This window comes from Streptomyces sp. NPDC012466 (genome assembly GCF_042955215.1).
Lineage (GTDB): Bacteria > Actinomycetota > Actinomycetes > Streptomycetales > Streptomycetaceae > Streptomyces.
Map to the genome: position 1 here is coordinate 462,970 of NZ_JBIBEQ010000003.1, position 15,904 is coordinate 478,873.

The 15,904-nt window shown below is 70.3% G+C and carries 12 protein-coding genes; 9 read left to right on the forward strand and 3 right to left on the reverse strand.

What is annotated here, in order from left to right:
• The first annotated feature begins 26 nt into the window (after positions 1–26).
• From ACFY9E_RS14560 to amaP, 4 genes are read left to right on the forward strand one after another with little or no spacing between them, the layout of a single operon-like run.
• On the forward strand, positions 27–254 hold the full coding sequence (locus tag ACFY9E_RS14560; RefSeq protein WP_390983067.1) for a hypothetical protein: 228 nt from the start codon (positions 27–29) through the stop codon (positions 252–254).
• A complete protein-coding gene (locus ACFY9E_RS14565; RefSeq protein WP_390983069.1) occupies positions 251–697 on the forward strand; it encodes an Asp23/Gls24 family envelope stress response protein in 447 nt (148 codons plus the stop codon). The genes ACFY9E_RS14560 and ACFY9E_RS14565 overlap by 4 nt, the downstream gene beginning before the upstream one ends.
• Positions 694–1,377: a DUF6286 domain-containing protein gene (locus ACFY9E_RS14570; RefSeq protein WP_390983071.1), complete on the forward strand. Its 684-nt coding sequence runs from the start codon at positions 694–696 to the stop codon at positions 1,375–1,377. Before ACFY9E_RS14565 ends, ACFY9E_RS14570 begins: the two co-directional genes overlap by 4 nt.
• Positions 1,378–1,387: 10 nt before the next feature.
• The gene (amaP, locus tag ACFY9E_RS14575; protein WP_390983074.1) at positions 1,388–1,981 is read left to right on the forward strand and encodes an alkaline shock response membrane anchor protein AmaP; all 594 of its coding nucleotides are present in this window, start codon (positions 1,388–1,390) and stop codon (positions 1,979–1,981) included.
• Between the two features lie 32 nt (positions 1,982–2,013).
• Here amaP and ACFY9E_RS14580 read toward each other — a convergent pair whose 3' ends face one another.
• Positions 2,014–3,057 carry a fatty acid desaturase gene (locus ACFY9E_RS14580; RefSeq protein WP_390983077.1) on the reverse strand — a complete coding sequence of 348 codons (1,044 nt, stop codon included), beginning with the start codon at positions 3,055–3,057 and terminating at the stop codon, positions 2,014–2,016.
• A 480-nt stretch (positions 3,058–3,537) separates the two neighbouring features.
• Here ACFY9E_RS14580 and ACFY9E_RS14585 point away from each other — a divergent pair, with 480 nt between their 5' ends.
• Both ACFY9E_RS14585 and ACFY9E_RS14590 read left to right on the forward strand, forming a co-directional pair.
• Positions 3,538–4,899 carry a lipase family protein gene (locus ACFY9E_RS14585; RefSeq protein WP_390983080.1) on the forward strand — a complete coding sequence of 454 codons (1,362 nt, stop codon included), beginning with the start codon at positions 3,538–3,540 and terminating at the stop codon, positions 4,897–4,899.
• A 315-nt stretch (positions 4,900–5,214) separates the two neighbouring features.
• The gene (locus tag ACFY9E_RS14590) at positions 5,215–6,510 is read left to right on the forward strand and encodes a serine hydrolase (RefSeq protein ID WP_390983083.1); all 1,296 of its coding nucleotides are present in this window, start codon (positions 5,215–5,217) and stop codon (positions 6,508–6,510) included.
• A 1,060-nt stretch (positions 6,511–7,570) separates the two neighbouring features.
• Here ACFY9E_RS14590 and ACFY9E_RS14595 read toward each other — a convergent pair.
• Positions 7,571–9,004 carry an aspartate ammonia-lyase gene (locus ACFY9E_RS14595; protein ID WP_390983085.1) on the reverse strand — a complete coding sequence of 478 codons (1,434 nt, stop codon included), beginning with the start codon at positions 9,002–9,004 and terminating at the stop codon, positions 7,571–7,573.
• Positions 9,005–9,108: 104 nt separating this feature from the next.
• On the opposite strand from ACFY9E_RS14595, the gene ACFY9E_RS14600 reads away from it, so the two are divergent.
• Genes ACFY9E_RS14600 through ACFY9E_RS14610 form a run of 3 tightly spaced genes read left to right on the forward strand, consistent with a single transcriptional unit; the run spans position 9,109 to position 11,906 of the window.
• On the forward strand, positions 9,109–10,452 hold the full coding sequence (locus ACFY9E_RS14600; RefSeq protein WP_390983087.1) for a cation:dicarboxylate symporter family transporter: 1,344 nt from the start codon (positions 9,109–9,111) through the stop codon (positions 10,450–10,452).
• Complete coding sequence (locus tag ACFY9E_RS14605; RefSeq protein ID WP_390983090.1) at positions 10,449–11,189, forward strand: amino acid racemase; 741 nt, start codon at positions 10,449–10,451, stop codon at positions 11,187–11,189. The genes ACFY9E_RS14600 and ACFY9E_RS14605 overlap by 4 nt, the downstream gene beginning before the upstream one ends.
• Positions 11,190–11,219: 30 nt before the next feature.
• A complete protein-coding gene (locus ACFY9E_RS14610; RefSeq protein WP_390983093.1) occupies positions 11,220–11,906 on the forward strand; it encodes an FCD domain-containing protein in 687 nt (228 codons plus the stop codon).
• Between the two features lie 128 nt (positions 11,907–12,034).
• Here ACFY9E_RS14610 and ACFY9E_RS14615 read toward each other — a convergent pair whose 3' ends face one another.
• Complete coding sequence (locus ACFY9E_RS14615; protein ID WP_390983096.1) at positions 12,035–15,799, reverse strand: FG-GAP-like repeat-containing protein; 3,765 nt, start codon at positions 15,797–15,799, stop codon at positions 12,035–12,037.
• Positions 15,800–15,904 lie beyond the last annotated feature (105 nt).

Consider the following 15,904-nt stretch of genomic DNA (forward strand, 5'->3'; position numbering starts at 1 on the left):
AGTCCACTTGAGTGAAGGAGCGCGTGATGAGCAGGGCCGTGGTGGGCCTGATCGCGGGAATGGCGCTGGGTTTCGCCGCCTATTTCGGTAGCTTCTGGGCTTTCGTGCTGGTGCTCGGGCTGGGCGTCGTCGGTCTCGTGGTCGGGCGGTTGACGGAAGGTGACCTCCAACCGGGCGACTTCGTCCGCCGCCGAGACCGGCAGGACCGGATCCGCGATGACCGGCGACGGGCACGGGGAGACTGGCGGCAGTGACCGGTGAGGCCGGCCGGCGCCCTGGCATCCCCCGCCGGGAGCGCGGGGCGATCACCGTCGCCGACCGGGTCGTCGAGAAGATCGCTTCCCAGGTGGCGGGCGAGGCACTGAGCCGGTTCACCGGGTCGGTCGGTCACGTCCCACCCGGTCGCCGGGTGCCACGCGTGACCGCGTCCGTGCGGCGGGCACCGGAGCGGGCTGCCGCCCGAGGGGACGGCGAGTCCGCCGCCGGGCGGCAGGCGGTGGTCGGCGAGGTACGGATGCGTATCACCGTCGAGCTCGGCTATCCGTCCGACATCGGGGCGCAGTGCGCCGCTGTGCGCCGGGAGGTTGCCGAACGTCTCAGGACCTGGGCCGGCATGGAGGTCTCCGACGTCGCGGTGTCGGTCGAGCGGCTGCACTCGGTGCACGCGCTGCACACGGACCAGGAGAGGGTGAGATGAGCGCGCACACCCGGCGGCAGCCGACCGGTGACAGCGACCTTTCCTCCGGCCCCGGACAGGCGGACCCCTCCGTGGACGGCACCCCGGGCACGGGCTCGACGGCAGGGGCCGAGGCACCGCGCCGGCCGGCGCGCCGTTTCTGGTCCGCGCGGCGGTTCCCCGCGGCGTTGGTGGCCCTGCTGTCCGTCGCGGCCGTCGGACTGCTCCTGTACGACGTGGTCTCGGTTCGGGCGGGCCGGTCCGCGATGCGCTGGCGGCGTCGGCTCGCCGAGGAACTGGCCACACGTCCGCTCGATGACGTCTGGGTGATCGTCGGAGCCGCGGTGGCGCTGGCGCTCGGCCTGTGGCTCGTCCTGCTGGCGGTGACGCCGGGGCGGCGCGGACTGCTGCCCATGCGGCGGCCCACCGGCGTCTCCGGGACGCAGGAGGTCCGCGCCGGGCTGGACCGCCGCGCGGCAGCGCTGATCCTGCGCGACCGGGCCGTGCGGGTGCCCGGCGTCCGGTCGGCGCGGGTCATGGTCGGCCGCCGGAAGGTCAAAGCCCGGGCGTGGGCGCATTTCCGCGATCCCGAGGAGGTTCGCTCGGACCTGGACGCCGCGCTGGGCGAAGCCGTGACGTCCTTGGGCCTCGCCCGCCACCCCACGCTGACCGTGCGCGTCAGGCGCCCGAAGAAGGACTGAGGGGGTCCCGATGCGCACGAAGGTGAACCGGGTGCTGCTGGGACTGCTCGGCCTCGCGCTCTTCGTCCTGGGCGGCGGCGTGCTACTGGGCGGGCTGGACCTGCAGCGCCGCTGGGGCTTCGGCATGCCGGGCTGGTGGCCCTTCCGCGGACCGGACGACGTGGTGCTGGGCACCGAGGGACGCCTCCGGTGGCGGGACGAAGGATGGTGGTGGCCGACCGTCATCGCGGTGCTCGCCGTGCTGCTGGTCCTGCTGATGTGGTGGCTGCTCGCACAGCGCAGACACCGCCTGGGCCAGGTCGTCGTCGACGGCGAGGACGGCGCGGCGTCCTCTCTCGACGGCCGCGCGCTGGAGGGCGTGATCAGGGAGGAGGCGCAGGCCTTGGACGGGGTCTCGCGGGCAGCGGTACGGCTGGCGGGCCGCCGTACCGCTCCGGCCGCACGCGTGCGGCTGGTGCTGGAGCCGCACGCGGACCCGGAACGGATGCTGGAGCGACTGAGCCGCGAGACGCTCGCCCACGCGCGGGAGTCGGCGGGCCTGGACCGTCTGCCGTCTGAAGTCCGGCTCCGGGAAGCCCGTCACCGCGCCGACCGGGTCGCCTGAAAGCCGCGTTCCCCGGCCCCTACGAGGGGCCCCTACGAGGGGACCCGGGCGTTCCGGAGCGGAGCTCCGGCCTGATGGAGGCTGAGGAGGGCCAGCCGGTAGGAGGTGATCAGCCCGGTCTCCACGTAGTCCACGCCCAGCTCCTCGCAGTAGCGCCGGACGATGGTCCGGGCCTTGCGCAGGTTGGGGCTGGGCATGCTGGGAAACAAGTGGTGCTCGATCTGGTGGTTCAGCCCGCCCAGAGCGATGTCGGTGAGCCGGCCGCCGCTGACGTTGCGCGAGGTGAGGACCTGGCGGCGCAGGAAGTCCGGGCGGTCCTCGCCCTTCAGGATCGGCATGCCCTTGTGGTTGGGCGCGAAGAGGGAGCCGAGGTAGACGCCGAACAGGCACTGGTGGACGGCGAGGAACGCGAACGCCATACCGGGCGGCAGCAGCCAGAACAGGACGCTCAGATAGACGACGAAGTGTCCGAACAGCAGCGCCCCGTCGAGGCCTCGGTGCTTGAGTGAGCGATTGGCCAGCGCCTTCACACTCGACACGTGGAGGTTGAAGCCCTCCAGCGTGAGGAGCGGGAAGAACAGGAACGCCTGCCAGCGGCCGATCAGGCGGGGGAGCCCCTTGGCGGCCCGGGCCTGGTCCTGGGACCAGACCAGCAGGTCGGGGTCGAGGTCGGGGTCGAGTTCCTCGTGGTTGGGGTTGGCGTGGTGGCGGGTGTGCTTGTCCTGCCACCAGCCGTAGCCCATTCCGATGCCGGCGCCGGCCATCCGTCCGGACACCTCGCTGGCCCGGCGTCGGCGGAAGACCTGGCGGTGGGCCGCGTCATGCGCGAGCAGGGCGACCTGGCCGAACACGACCGCCAGGAAAGCGGCGACCGCCAGGGTCCACCAACTGTCGCCGATGAGTGCGACGACCGCCCATCCGCTGACGTAGAGCCCGGTCACGACTGTGATCCGCAGTGCGTAGTAGCCGGGACGGCGCCCCATCAGGCCGGCATCGGCGATCTTTCTGGACAGTCGGGCGAAGTCGCTGCCGGACGTCCCCGAGGGCGGGGGGCGGACCGTGGTGTTCGTGGCCATGGTGGTGACACTCTCTCCGGGAGGGAAGATCGGCGCCGCCCCGGGGCCGCTGAGACCGGACCGCAGACGGGGTTGCGCTTGCTGCTTCGTCGGCCGACGGCCGCGCAGGCCCTCCTCTGCATGGGGTTCCCTGCCGGGCAGGTCTCACACCGCGTCAGCACAGGCTTCCGAGACGGTCCCCGGGGCACCGCGGCGGCGGGAGTGCCGGCCGCGTGGGAGGACGGAACGCGCGAGGGGTGACCCAACAGGCCTTCCCACTGTGCCGGCAGGCCCCCTGGGCGCTGTCCGGCTGCGTTCACCTGCGGTCATGGGCGGCTGACCGAAGGCTCCGGCACGGGTCCTCGCCGCTGTGCGCAGGGGCCTGCGCGTGCCCACTCCGGAGAATCGTTACCGCAGCGTAACTTATCAAGGCGCTACCAACTTTAACTACCAGTGCTAGTTTTCGCGCACCCTGCATCGAAGCAGCGCGAGGAGTGCACTGTGAGCCGCTACAGAAGCCGTCCGCGTTCCACGTTCAACCGCCTGACCGCCGCCGCGATCGCCGCCGTCGCCTGCGTCGGTGTCGGCGCGACCCCCGCCGGCGCCGCCACCGGGACCGACACCGAACCTGTTGTGTCCCGGGGAGTCACCATCCCGGCCTTCTACACCCCGCCCGCCCAACTGCCGACCGCCAACGGCGCCTTGATCCGGCAAGAGCCCCTCCCCCTCGGACTCTCGCTGCCCGGCCTCGACGGCCGTCCCCTGCCGGGCACGGCCACCCGCCTGATGTACAAGTCCACCGACTCGAGCGGAACGCCCGTCGCGGTGACCGGCGCCTACATCGAGCCGTCGGCGCAGTGGAAGGGCGACGGGCCCCGCCCCCTGGTGGCGGTGGCCTCGGGGACCATGGGCCAGGGCGACCAGTGCGCGCCGTCGTTCGCCCTGCAACACCCGCTCACCGTCGGCGCGGAGACCCTGTCCATCGCCTACGACAACCTGGCGGTCTACCGTCTCCTCGCCACCGGAGCGGCGGTCGTCGTCACCGACTACGTCGGTCTGGGCGCAACCGACCGTCTGCACACCTACGTCAACCGCCTGGACGAGGCGCACGCGGTGCTGGACGCCGTCCGTGCGGCGCGCAATCTCCCCGGCACGTCCCTCACCTCCGGCTCCCGCGTCGGCCTGTACGGCTACAGCGAGGGTGGCGGCGCCAGCGCCTCGGCGGCCGAAATCCAGCCCAGCTACGCGCCCGACGTGCGGCTGGCCGGCACATACGCGGGCGCGCCCCCCGCCAACCTGACGGCGGTCATGAAGGGGATCGACGGAAGCGCCCTGGTCAGCGCTCTGGGCTGGGCGATCAACGGCTTCTCCCAGACCTACCCCGACCTGCGCAGCGTCACCGAGGCGAACCTCAACGACGCCGGACGCAAGGCTCTGGCCGACACGTCGACCATGTGCGTCGGCGAAGCGGTCATCGGCTACGGCTTCACCCGGAGCACGGCGTGGACGACCAGTGGCAAGTCCATCGCCGACATCATCGCCGCCGAACCCCGCGCGCAGGCCGTCCTCGACGAACAGCGCATCGGGACGCTCAAGCCGTCCGGTCCGGTCCGTGTCGCCACCGGCGTCTACGACGACATCGTTCCGCACGCCCAGGCCCGCCAGCTGGCCGTGGACTGGTGCCGCAAGGGCGGCAACGTCACCTACGCGGCCGTCGACCTGCCCAACCTCGGCGACAGGATCCTCACCAACCACCTCGCCCCCCTCCTCACCGACCAGGGAGCGGCGATCTCCTGGCTCACCGACCGTCTGGAGGGCGACCCGACCGCGTCCAACTGCTGGACGATGCCCTTCCAGCCCTGATGGAGCCGTCCGGCGGCCCGCCCACCGCGGCGGCCGCCGGCCGAGCGTCGCTCATTCGGCGCGAGTAGCCCGCTGAGCCGTGAAGGAACGGCGGATCCACGCTCCGAGGCGGTGCCGTGCGTGTGCGGGTTCGCACTGCGGCTTGTGCCGCTCGGCAGTGCCGGCCTGTCCGTGGAGAGCCCTTGACGAGTCCCGAAAGGTGACGGCATGTCAGGACACCGTCTCGCCGGTGATCATCCGCAGGGAGGATGTAAGGCGCATTGATGGCCCATGAGGATTACCCCGACCTCGGCCGAGACCAGGGAAGGACAAGCCTTGCGCATCACCCGATTCGTCGGAATCATCCTCGGCGCCACGCTGTTGACGGCCACCGCGGTGCCGACTGCGTCAGCCGGCACCGAAAACGCGTCGACGACCGAGTCCTTAGACCGTGCCGCTCTGCGCACCACGCTGGGTGCCGTCCACGAAGCGGGCATGTACGGCAGCTACTCGTCCGTCCGTGAGGGGTCCGAGCGGTGGACCGGCGCGTCCGGGCTCGCCGACGTGGACACCGGACGTCCGGTCAGGCCCGGCATGCGACACCGAGTGGGCAGCATCAGCAAGACGTTCACCGCCGTCGCGGTGCTCCAGCAGGTGGAACGCGGCCGAATACGGCTCGACGCGCCCATCGGCGAGTACCTCCCGGACCTGATCCAGGGGGAGCGGGGCCGGGACGTGACCGTGCGGATGCTTCTCAACCACACCAGCGGTATCGGCGACTACATAGGGGGCGCCTTCCCGTCCCTCACCCACAACTCGACGGCCAGCCTCGACGAAGAACGCTTCCGTTCCATCCGGCCCGAGGAACTGGTGCGGCTCGGTCTGACAGCACCCGCCACGGGACGGCCCGGCGAGCAGCCGGGGTCGTACTCCAACACCAACTACGTGATCGCCGGGCTGCTCCTGGAGAAGGTCACCGGCAAGGACGCCGGGACGTACATCACCCGCAACGTCATAGACCGGGCCGGGCTGCGCGCCACCTCCTATCCGCGAACCCCGTACATCAAGGGCCCGCACTCCCGGATGTACGAATCGTTCTACGGCCTGATCGACCCGCCGCGTGACTACAGCGTCTACAACATGTCCTGGGCGTCCACCGCGGGCTCGATCGTCTCGACCACCGACGACCTGAACCGCTTCTATCGCGGCCTGCTGGCGGGCAGGCTGATCGGACCAGCGGCCCTGGAGGAGATGCTGCGCACGGTCCGCGTCACCGCCGGCGGCACCACTATCGACTACGGCCTCGGCATCTACACGCTCGACCTGCCCGGCTGCGGCCGCTTCTGGGGCCACGACGGAGCGGTCTTCGGAGCCGGCACGATCGCGCTGTCCAGCCGCGACGGCAAGCGCCAACTCGCCATGGGCTGGAACCTCATGAAGTACCAGCGCCTCAACGAGGACGGCACCGCGCTCGAGCCGAGCGCGATCGACGACGCCATCAACGTGCACATCGTCAAGGCGCTCTGCCGTACCCCGAAGTCCCGTGAGGCGGCCGCAGACGCCCGGCGACCGCTTCCCGAGGGGCTGCCCGGCGCGGACCTCTCTTCCGGTCAGTGGGTCACCCGCCGCTGAGACCGGGCCGGTCCGGCGCCGCATGGCGTCAGGGCGCGGGCGCTATGGCCCGTGCCCCGGCGGGTGGGCCCAGGGCCCCGCTCGATGCAGACATCGGTGATCCAGACGATCAGCGGTTCTGGCACGCGCCCACTGATCACAGCGGACAGCACAAGGGCCCAGGTCCTTGACCTGGGCCCTCATCATGGAGCGGGTGACGAGAATCGAACTCGCGCTCTTGGCTTGGGAAGCGACGGCGCTTACAGGTCGGCATGGCTTTTGACCTGCGGGTATACCGTTGTGGTGGCGCGGCCGCACGGCCTGGTCGCACCGCTGCCGACCGTGGCTGTCCGCGTGTACGGGCACGCCAGGGGCACGCGTCAGAGGACCCGAGTCGGGCCCTGCCGCCCAGAAGCGGCGTGGAAGCAGCCATCGCCATCGCACAGACCCGCTCCCGCCCGCGCTCAGCCGGTTCTCCAGGCGTCCGGCGACGGCCACGACCTCTGGCCAGGCGGATGCCTGGAGATACTCTGCGTCGGTGTCGTGGGGTGCCTCGGCCGCCGCGGCGTTGAGCGCGGCACCGAGCTGTCTCATCAGGACGACCTCTTCGTCACTTCGAAGGCTGACGCCGAGGTACCGCTCTGGCTCGTCGGCGTCGCAGAAGTCGTCGAAGAGTGTGTGGAAGACATGGTCCAAGTCTTCGAACGCCGATGGGTGAAGCCACACGTCCCGCTGCCATGGTGGATTGGCCAGAGCCAAGACAACGGGTACGACGTGGACTCGGTGGTTCGCTATGAGTCGGGCGGCTTCGCTCACGGGTCGAGCGTAGCGACGGTAGCCGGTGGGAGGCGCCGGCGTTCCTGGAACACCGCTTGAGGAGTTCGAACCGAAACTCTCACCGGTCGGATGCCGCGGTGTCTGAGCCGATGCCGACGAGCGCCCGAGGCTGCTGGCGTACGTCGTCGTTGATGTCGACCGGGGATGTCAGGTGACACCCACGGGATCGGTGACGGACGGCGGTCGACTGCACAGTTGATTCCGCGTTCCGGTTCCCGGGGACAGAGTTACGTAGCACGGGCCCTCAGGGGCGGGTGGGGATGGCCGCCGTCGAGGGGCGGGCGGACTGTCCGGTGAGGTTTTCGGGCCGCAGGAGTGCGTCCAGTCGGTCGGCGGTGAGCAAGCCGGCCTCGGCGGCGAGGTCCCTGACGGCGCGGCCGGTGGCCAGGGCCTGGCGGGCGAGGGAGGTGCTGGCGGCGTACCCGATGTGCGGGGCGAGCGCGGTGACCAGTCCGATGGAGCGGTGGACACTGTCGTGAAGGTGTTCGCGGTTGGCGGTGATGCCCAGGACGCAGCGGGTGGCGAGGGTGTCGCAGGCGGCCCGCAGGTGGGTCAGGGAGCGCAACAGGCTGTAGGCGATGACGGGTTCGAAGGCGTTGAGCTGGAGCTGCCCGGCTTCGGCGGCCATGGTGACGGTCAGGTCGTTGCCGATGACCTCGAAGGCGACCTGGTTGACGACTTCGGGGATCACCGGGTTGACCTTGCCGGGCATGATCGACGAACCCGCCTGTACCGGCGGCAAGTTGATCTCGCCGAGTCCGGTGGTGGGGCCGGACGAGGTCAGGCGCAGGTCGTTGCAGGTCTTGGAGAGTTTCACGGCGACGCGCTTGAGGACGCCGGAGAGCTGGACGAAGGCCCCGCAGTCCTGGGTGGCCTCGATGAAGTCGCCCGCGGGCCGGACGGGTTCGCCGCTGATCTCGGCTAGATACGCGCAGGCGAGTTCGGCGTAGCGGGGGTGGGCGTTGATGCCTGTGCCGATGGCGGTGCCGCCGAGATGGGACTCCAGCAGCAGTGCGGCGGCCTCGGTGAGGCGGTGGCGGTCCTCCTGGATCATGACGGCGTAGGTGGTGAATTCCTGGCCCAGCGTCATGGGGACGGCGTCCTGGAGTTGGGTTCGGCCCATCTTCAGTACGTCGCCGAACTCCGTCGCCTTCTCGCTGAACGCCGTGGCGAGCGCCCTCAGCGAGTCACCGAGCCGGCGCAGTGAGGTGACCAGGGCCAGGCGTACGGCGGTGGGGTAGACGTCGTTGGTGCTCTGGCCGAGGTTGACGTGGTCGAGGGGGTGGATCACGTCGTACCGGCCGCGAGAGTGGCCCAGGATCTCCAGGGCTCGGTTGGCGATGACCTCGTTGGTGTTCATGTTCGTGGAGGTTCCGGCCCCGCCCTGGACGGGGTCGACGACGAACTGCTCGGTGAACTCTCCGGCCCGGATCTCCTCGCAGGCGCGGATGATCGCTCCGGCGATGTAGGGATGCAGCAGGCCGAGGTCGCGGTTGGCCTGGGCGGCAGCCTGCTTGACCGCGGCCAGAGCGGCGATCAGATCGGGGAACTGGGCGATGGCCGACCCCGTGATCGCGAAATTCTCCACGGCCCGCACGGTGTGCACCCCGTAGTAGGCGTCGGCCGGGACCTCCTTGTCTCCGACCAGGTCGTTCTCGATGCGCGTGGGCTGCGCCATCTACTGCTCCTCGTTCGTGGGCCCCTTGACAGGCCATCGTTCTCGGCCTCAGTGTTACCGCCCAACATGCAGAACGCAATATATTGCGCACGTCAGGAGGTCTCATGGACACCGCTCGTCCCCGCCCAACCAGCACAGACACCCCACCGGTCCGCCCCTCGGTGTTCTGGCGGCGCTGTCTCCGTATGCCGATCGGCGTCCAGTCGGTCATCGCCGTCGGCCTCGGCGCTCTCATCGGATCTCTCGCCCCTTCCGCGGGCGAGCAGATGAAGATCCTCGGAGACGTGTTCCTGAACCTGGTGCAGGTCGTCGTCCTGCCCCTGGTCTTCCCGCTCATCGTGCTGGGCATCGCCCGCATGGAGTCGGTCAAGAAGGTCGGCCGGATCGCCGGCAAGGCCATCCTCTACTTCGAGATCGTCACCACCGTCGTCCTGCTGATCGCGGTGGGGCTGGCCAAGCTCACGGGGATCGGCAAGGGCGCCCCCGTCCACGGAGCCGACGCCGAGGGCCTGGACGGTCTGAGCCAGGGCATCGACTTCCACGAACTGGTCCTGCACGCCGTACCGAAGAACATCTTCGCCGCGTTCGGCGAGGGCAACCTGCTCGGCGCGATCGTCTTCGCCCTCCTCGTGGGCGTGGCGATGGCCGCGATCGGGGAGAAGTCCGAACCCTTCGCCTCGGTCCTGGAGTCCGTCGCCGCGGTGATGTTCAAGGTCGTCGGCTACGTCATCCGGGTCGCGCCGCTGGGCGTGCTCGGCTTCATCTCGTACGACGTCGCCTACTACGGCTTCGGTAACCTGCGCAGCCTGCTGGGCTTCATCGCCGTGGTCTACGCGGGTCTGGCCATCGTCATCGGCGTGCTCTTCCCGCTCATCGCCGCGATCTACCGCGTCCGCTACGTCGAGTTGCTGAAGTCGATCGCCGGGCTGGCCGGGATCGCCTTCGTCACCCGCAGCTCCGAGTCCGTACTGGCGCCCCTGATGGGCAAGTTGGAGGACTTCGGCGTCAGCCGCTCCACGACCTCCTTCGTCGTTCCCCTCGGCTACTCCTTCAACACCGACGGCTCGGTCCTCTACCAGGCGGCCGCGCTGGTCTTCCTCGCCAACGCCTACGGCGCGGACACCTCCCTGCCCGCCCTGCTGCTCATGGTCGGCGTGCTGGTGATCCTCTCCAAAGGCATGGCCGGCGTCGCCTCCGCCTCGATCGTCGTCCTCATCGCCGCCGGAAACTCCATCGGCCTGCCCGCCGAAGGCGTCGCCCTGCTCCTCGGCGTCGACTTCATCGTCGACATGGCCCGCACCGGTGTGAACGTCATCGGCAACTCCCTTGCAGCCGCCGTCGTCGACAGCTCCGAGAACCGGCGCGAAATCAAACGCGGCAGCCGCCGACCCTCCCACACCCCGGCCGAGCCCGAGGCCACGGCCCTCCAGAAGGAACCCGCACAGTGATCCCCCCTTCTCCCACCACCGAGATCATCGGCGTCCTCGGCGGTATGGGGCCGGCAGCCACCGCCGACTTCTACGCCAAGCTCGTCTCGACGACCCCCGGCTCCAGCGACCAGAACCACCTCCGGACGGTCATCTGGTCCGACCCCACCATCCCCGACCGCACCGAGGCCCTCCTGGGCGACGGACCCGACCCCACCCCCTGGCTCCTCCACGGCTGCCGCGTCCTGCGTGAGGCAGGCGCCACCGTCATCGCCATCCCCTGCAACACCGCCCACGCCTTCGTCCCGCGTATCGCCGACCACGTCGGCCTGCCCATCGTCCACATGATCGGCGAGGCCGCACATCGCCTCACCAGCCTGCGGCCGCGCGTGCACACCGCCGGACTGCTCGCCACGACCGGCACCGTCCGGGTCGGCCTGTACCAGGAGTGGCTGGACCGCTTCGGCATCCGCCTCGTACTCCCCGATGCCCCCAGCCAGGACCACGAAGTCATGACCGCCATCCACGCGGTGAAGGCGGGCACCCGCGACGACACGACGACCGCGCTCCTGTCCCGCGCAGCACGACGCCTGACCGAACAAGGCGCGCAGGCGGTCATCGCCGGCTGCACCGAAATCCCGCTCGGCCTTCCCGCCGACGCCGTGGACGTCCCCCTCATCGACCCGGCGCTCGCCCTGGCCCAGGCCCTGATCCGCAGGGCCACAACCGAAAGGACAACCGAAAGCACAGCCGGGTAGGACGAGAAGCAGCGATGTACTGTACGCAATATGTCACTCGACCGTCCCGTCTCTCGCCGCCTCCTCAGTGACGAGGTCTTCGACCGCCTGCGCGACTCCATCGTGCGTGGGGAACTCGTCCCCGGTGAGAAGGTCAAGGACGGTGAGCTCGCCGAGCGCCTCGGCCTCAGCCGCACCCCGGTGCGCGAGGCGCTCGCCCGGCTCGCCGACATCGGCCTGGTCGAAGCGAAGCCCGGTGTCTACACCCGCATCACCACCCTCAACCGCCGCGACGTCGAAAAGACCCTCGCCGTCCTGCGCGCGCTCGACCAACTCGCCGTGGAGACAGCGGTTCCGGTCATGACCGAGCAGGACCTGCAGCGCATGCGCGAGGCCAACCGCGACTTCGAACGGGCCGTCGCCGCCAACGACACCGCAGCAGCCCTGGCCGCGGACGACCGCTTCCACGCCGTCCCCATCGCGGCCGCGGACAACCCCGTGCTCAGCCGAATCGTCGAGCAGCTCCATCCGCAGATCCACCGCATCCTCTACCGCAAGTTCTCCACTCTGCTGGGCGGCCGCAACACCATCGAACACCACGACCATCTCGTGGAGGTCTGCGCCGACGGCGACGCACGCGCAGCCGCCGAACTCTCCGGACGCCACTGGTCCGAACTCGGCGGACACATCAACGAACTGTTCGACACCAACCAGTTCGCCGAAGCAGCGACCGGCTGAACGCCGACGCCGACGCCGGCGTGACGCTCCCGTTGGAGTAGCCGGCTGCGAACGTCTCCGCCCCTGAGGACGAGGAAGGCCCCGACCACAACCGGTCGGGGCCTTCCTCGTTCTCTCACGGCGTCGGATCAGAAGAGTGCCTTGTAGCCCTGCCATCCGGTGGCGATCTTCACCCGGCCGGAGAACGAGCCGTTGCCGTTGCCGCTGTTGCGCCACAGGTTGCCGGAGGTGTCCCGGGAGACGAGGTCCGCCTTCCCGTCACGGGTGATGTCCCCGACGCCGACGACGACGTCGTACGCCGCACCCCAGTCGTCGAACACCTTCGTCCGGGACGCGAACTTCCCTGTGCCCGTGCCGTTGTAGCGCCACAGCTCGTTCGAGGCGTCCTGCGCCAGCAGTTCCCCGTGGCCGTCGCCGTTCAGATCCCCGACCCCGACGATCTTCTTGTAGCCCCGCCAGTCGTCGTACAGCTTCACCCGCGTCGCCAGCTTCCCGTCGCTGGTGCCCTTGTGCAGGTACACCGCCCCGGTGGAGGAGTTGCGGGTGATCAGATCCGCCAGCCCGTCACCGGTGATGTCCCCCGGCGAGGTCAGCACGTTGTACTGGTTCCAGCCCGTGCCCAGCGAGACGTACGACGTCGACGGCGTGACCGCCTTCCCGCAGCCCGGCCGGTATGCCCGCAGGGAGCCGTCGGCCATCCGCACCAGCACGTCGTTGCACCGGTCACCGTTCACGTCCCCGAACGGGATCGCCCTGACCGATGCCGACCAGCCCGAGCCGCTGGTCTTGCCCGAGAAGACACCCGTACCGGAACCATGGTGGAAGGTGAGCGAGCCGCTGGAGTTCAGCGTCAGCAGATCCCCGACGCCGTCCGGCACCGAACCGGTACCCGCGTGGTCCCTGGGCGCCGCCGTGATGACGCGTGCGGAGGACTCGGCAGTCGTGCTCTCCCAGCCGCTCTTGCGTGCGGTGACGGCCACGGTCACCTTCTTGCCGCGCAGCGAGGCGGGCACCAGGTACGTGGAGGCGGTGGCCCCCGAGATCACCTGGCCGTCGGCCTTCCACTGGTAGGTGTACGAGTCGGGGGCCGGCGTCCAGGAGCCGGGCGCGGCGGTGAGCTTGGAGCCGACCCGGGCGGTGCCGGTGACGGCCGGCGCCGTGGTGTTCTTCAGCGGGGCCGCGCTGACCGTGAAGGAGCCACGCGGGTACTCCCAGCCGTTGTGGGTGAGGACGCTGAGGTTCCAGTCGCCCGGGGTGAGTCCGGTCAGGTCCAGAACGGCCGTCAGGGACTTCCGGTCGGAGGCCACCGAGGTGGTGGTGGACACGACCGTCTTGCCGGACTTGCTGATCCGGACCTTGTCGTCCTCGTGCAGGGCGGTGCCCGTCACGGTCACCGTGGTCTTGGTGCCGCTGACGCCGCTGGCCGGGGTGACCGTGCCGACGGTGATCTTCTCGGTGCCGCAGAGTGAGGACGTGCAGACGAGTTCCGCCCTGTAGGCGGTCTGCGAGGCCTTCTCGGGCAGCCCGACGACCAGGATGCTCGGGGTGACCTCCGTCGTGTACGGCTCATTCACGGAGCACTTGTAGCCGGTCGGGATGTGCAGCGTGCAGGTGTTGTCCAGGCTGGGGTCGTACAGCGCGGGCACGGCCGTCTGGGTCCCGCCCGCGGTGTCGCTGACCACGAAGTCGAAGCGGTCGCTGTACGCGGTGGGCAGTGCTGCGCAGACCGCGGTGTGCTGTTCGTCCAGGGTGCCGGTGACCGGCCCGTACCCGTAGCTGACGTTCGGGGCCTTGGCGCACTCGGCGGCCGGTCCGGCGGATGTCGCGATGCGCAGCGCGTCGAACCGGTAGGACTCGGCGGCCGACCGGTTCGTCGGGACGGTGACGAGGACCTGGTAGCTGGTGGAGCCGGTGACCGCGCACGCCTTGTTGCGGTACGAGCAGACGGCGTCGCCCTCCGCGTCGTACACCAGGATGTTGGCGGTGCCCAGCGGGTCGCGGACATCGAGGTGCAGGGTGTCGCCGGCGTCGGCGGTGGTCACCTGACGGCATCGCAGCAGGCCGGGTGCGGCCGGAGTGCCGCCCGTGGACGGGCCGTCCACCGCGGTCGCCGGGTTCGCCGCGCAGCCCTGGGCGGTGGCGGTGACGTCACGCCGGGCGAGGGTGTACTCGGCGGCGGTGTCGCGGCCGGTGACCAGCACCGTGTGCGCGACGCCCGGGGCGAGGGCACAGGTGGTCCAGGTGGACAGGGAGGGCGAGACGTCACAGACCTGCTTGCCGTCGGCGTCCAGCACCGAGAACTCGGCGGTGGAGCCACCGGAGACGGCCCGCAGCTGGAGGTTCTCCATCGCACTGTGGTCGTCCGCCGGGATGGACAGGCAGTGTGAGAAGACGCCGTCGCCGGTGCCGAACCGGGCCGTGGCGCCGCCGACGGTGAAGTCGCCCGCAGGAATGGCCGGGCAGCCGTTCGCCGTGTCGGTGCGGTGCAGGGCGAGGCGGTACGAGCCGGTCGCCGTGTTGTCGTCGTCGGTGGACACCAGGGCGCGGAACGGGGCGGAGCCGGTCAGCGCGCAGGTGCCCGTGCCGAGGGACTCCCAGTCGCATCGCTGGACGCCGTCGGCGTCGACGACCACGACCTCCGGCTGCGGAGCAGGGCCGCTCAGGGGCGTCAGCGCGGCCATCCGGGCACCCACGGGCAGCGGCAGTGTCAGGCAGTCGATCTCGCCCGCCGTGGCGAAGGTGCCCCGGTGGGTGCCGAGTTCGACGGGCTCGCAGCCGGCAGTGCCGGCGCGGTCGAGGATGAGGGTGGCGTGGTCGGTGAGGACGGTGTAGTCACCGGCGGGGATGCCGCAGCCGGCGCACACGGTCTTCCCCTCGCGGTTGTACACGGCGAGGGAGGAACGGGCCCCGTCCGTCACCTCGTACACCCTGTACCGTCCCGCCGCCGCGGCGGTGAAGACCTTGCAGCCGGTGGCCGGATCCACCGTGGTGGCCGCGGAGTTGTACGCGTTCACGGGGACACGCGCACACCCCGCGGGGTCGGACAACCGGCGGATCTTCAGGGTGTACGGGGCGGGGAAGCCGCGCTCGGCCTGGCGGACGTGCCCCAGCACCCGGTACGGCCCGTCGCCGGGCAGCACACACCCGTCGCTGTCGTCCTCGTTGAAGTGCGGGCAGATATGGGCACCCGTCTCATCGGTGATCCAGTCGACGCTCTCGCCGTACGTGTCGGTGCCGAAGTCGACCGTGATCCGCTCGCCGGCCTTTCCCTTGAACGGATGACACACGAGGCCGTACGGGGAGACCGCGGATCCGGTGACCGGGGGCAGGTCCCACGAGGTGCCGGTCTCCTGCGCACAGCCCGCGGTGGCGGCCAGCGGGGTGACGGTCACGGGGATCTCGCGGCTCCCGGTCCCCCAGCTGGTGTTGGTCAGCTTCAGGGTGAAGGCGCCGGCGCGCGGCAGCACGCACCAGCCGCTGCCCCACGTGGCGTCGTAGCAGTCCAACTGGGTCTCACCGTCGAAGACCTCGGCGGTCGTCGCGGTCCTCTCCGTCAACACGCGGTGCAGGCCGGGCTGCTCGGCGGTGAAGGTGAAGCAGGCACTGCCGTCGGAGTCGACCGTCGCCTTGCCCACCGCGGAACCCGGGTCGCCGAAGGGGGCGAGCGGAAGGGTGGCGCAGTCTTCGGCGGCGGAGGCCGGGGCGGACGACGCGGTACTGCCGGCCATGGTGGCCGATGTGGTGGCATCGGACGCGGCCGTGGTCATGGTGCCGTCGGACGCCTGTGCCGCGCCGACCGGGAGAAAGGTCGTCAGCAGGACCGACAGTGTGAGTGTGAACAGGAGCGCGGTGTACGCCGCGGATCTCCCGCGTACGCACAGGCGGTAGGGCATTGCGTTCCCCCCGGGACGGCGTCGAGCGACGCAGGTGAATGCCGGGGCCCCGGGTGACCGCGGGTCGAGGGCGGCGCACGGCGAAATCAGGCGAATGATCGCACA

Bases quoted from the DNA above. Each gene is read 5' to 3' on its own strand.
- ACFY9E_RS14560 (WP_390983067.1), top strand. From the start codon at position 27: ATGAGCAGGGCCGTGGTGGGCCTGATCGCGGGAATGGCGCTGGGTTTC.
- ACFY9E_RS14570 (WP_390983071.1), top strand. From the start codon at position 694: ATGAGCGCGCACACCCGGCGGCAGCCGACCGGTGACAGCGACCTTTCC.
- ACFY9E_RS14600 (WP_390983087.1), top strand. From the start codon at position 9,109: ATGGACACCGCTCGTCCCCGCCCAACCAGCACAGACACCCCACCGGTC.
- amaP (WP_390983074.1), top strand. From the start codon at position 1,388: ATGCGCACGAAGGTGAACCGGGTGCTGCTGGGACTGCTCGGCCTCGCG.
- ACFY9E_RS14595 (WP_390983085.1), bottom strand. From the start codon at position 9,004: ATGGCGCAGCCCACGCGCATCGAGAACGACCTGGTCGGAGACAAGGAG.
- ACFY9E_RS14580 (WP_390983077.1), bottom strand. From the start codon at position 3,057: ATGGCCACGAACACCACGGTCCGCCCCCCGCCCTCGGGGACGTCCGGC.
- ACFY9E_RS14615 (WP_390983096.1), bottom strand. From the start codon at position 15,799: ATGCCCTACCGCCTGTGCGTACGCGGGAGATCCGCGGCGTACACCGCG.
- ACFY9E_RS14610 (WP_390983093.1), top strand. From the start codon at position 11,220: ATGTCACTCGACCGTCCCGTCTCTCGCCGCCTCCTCAGTGACGAGGTC.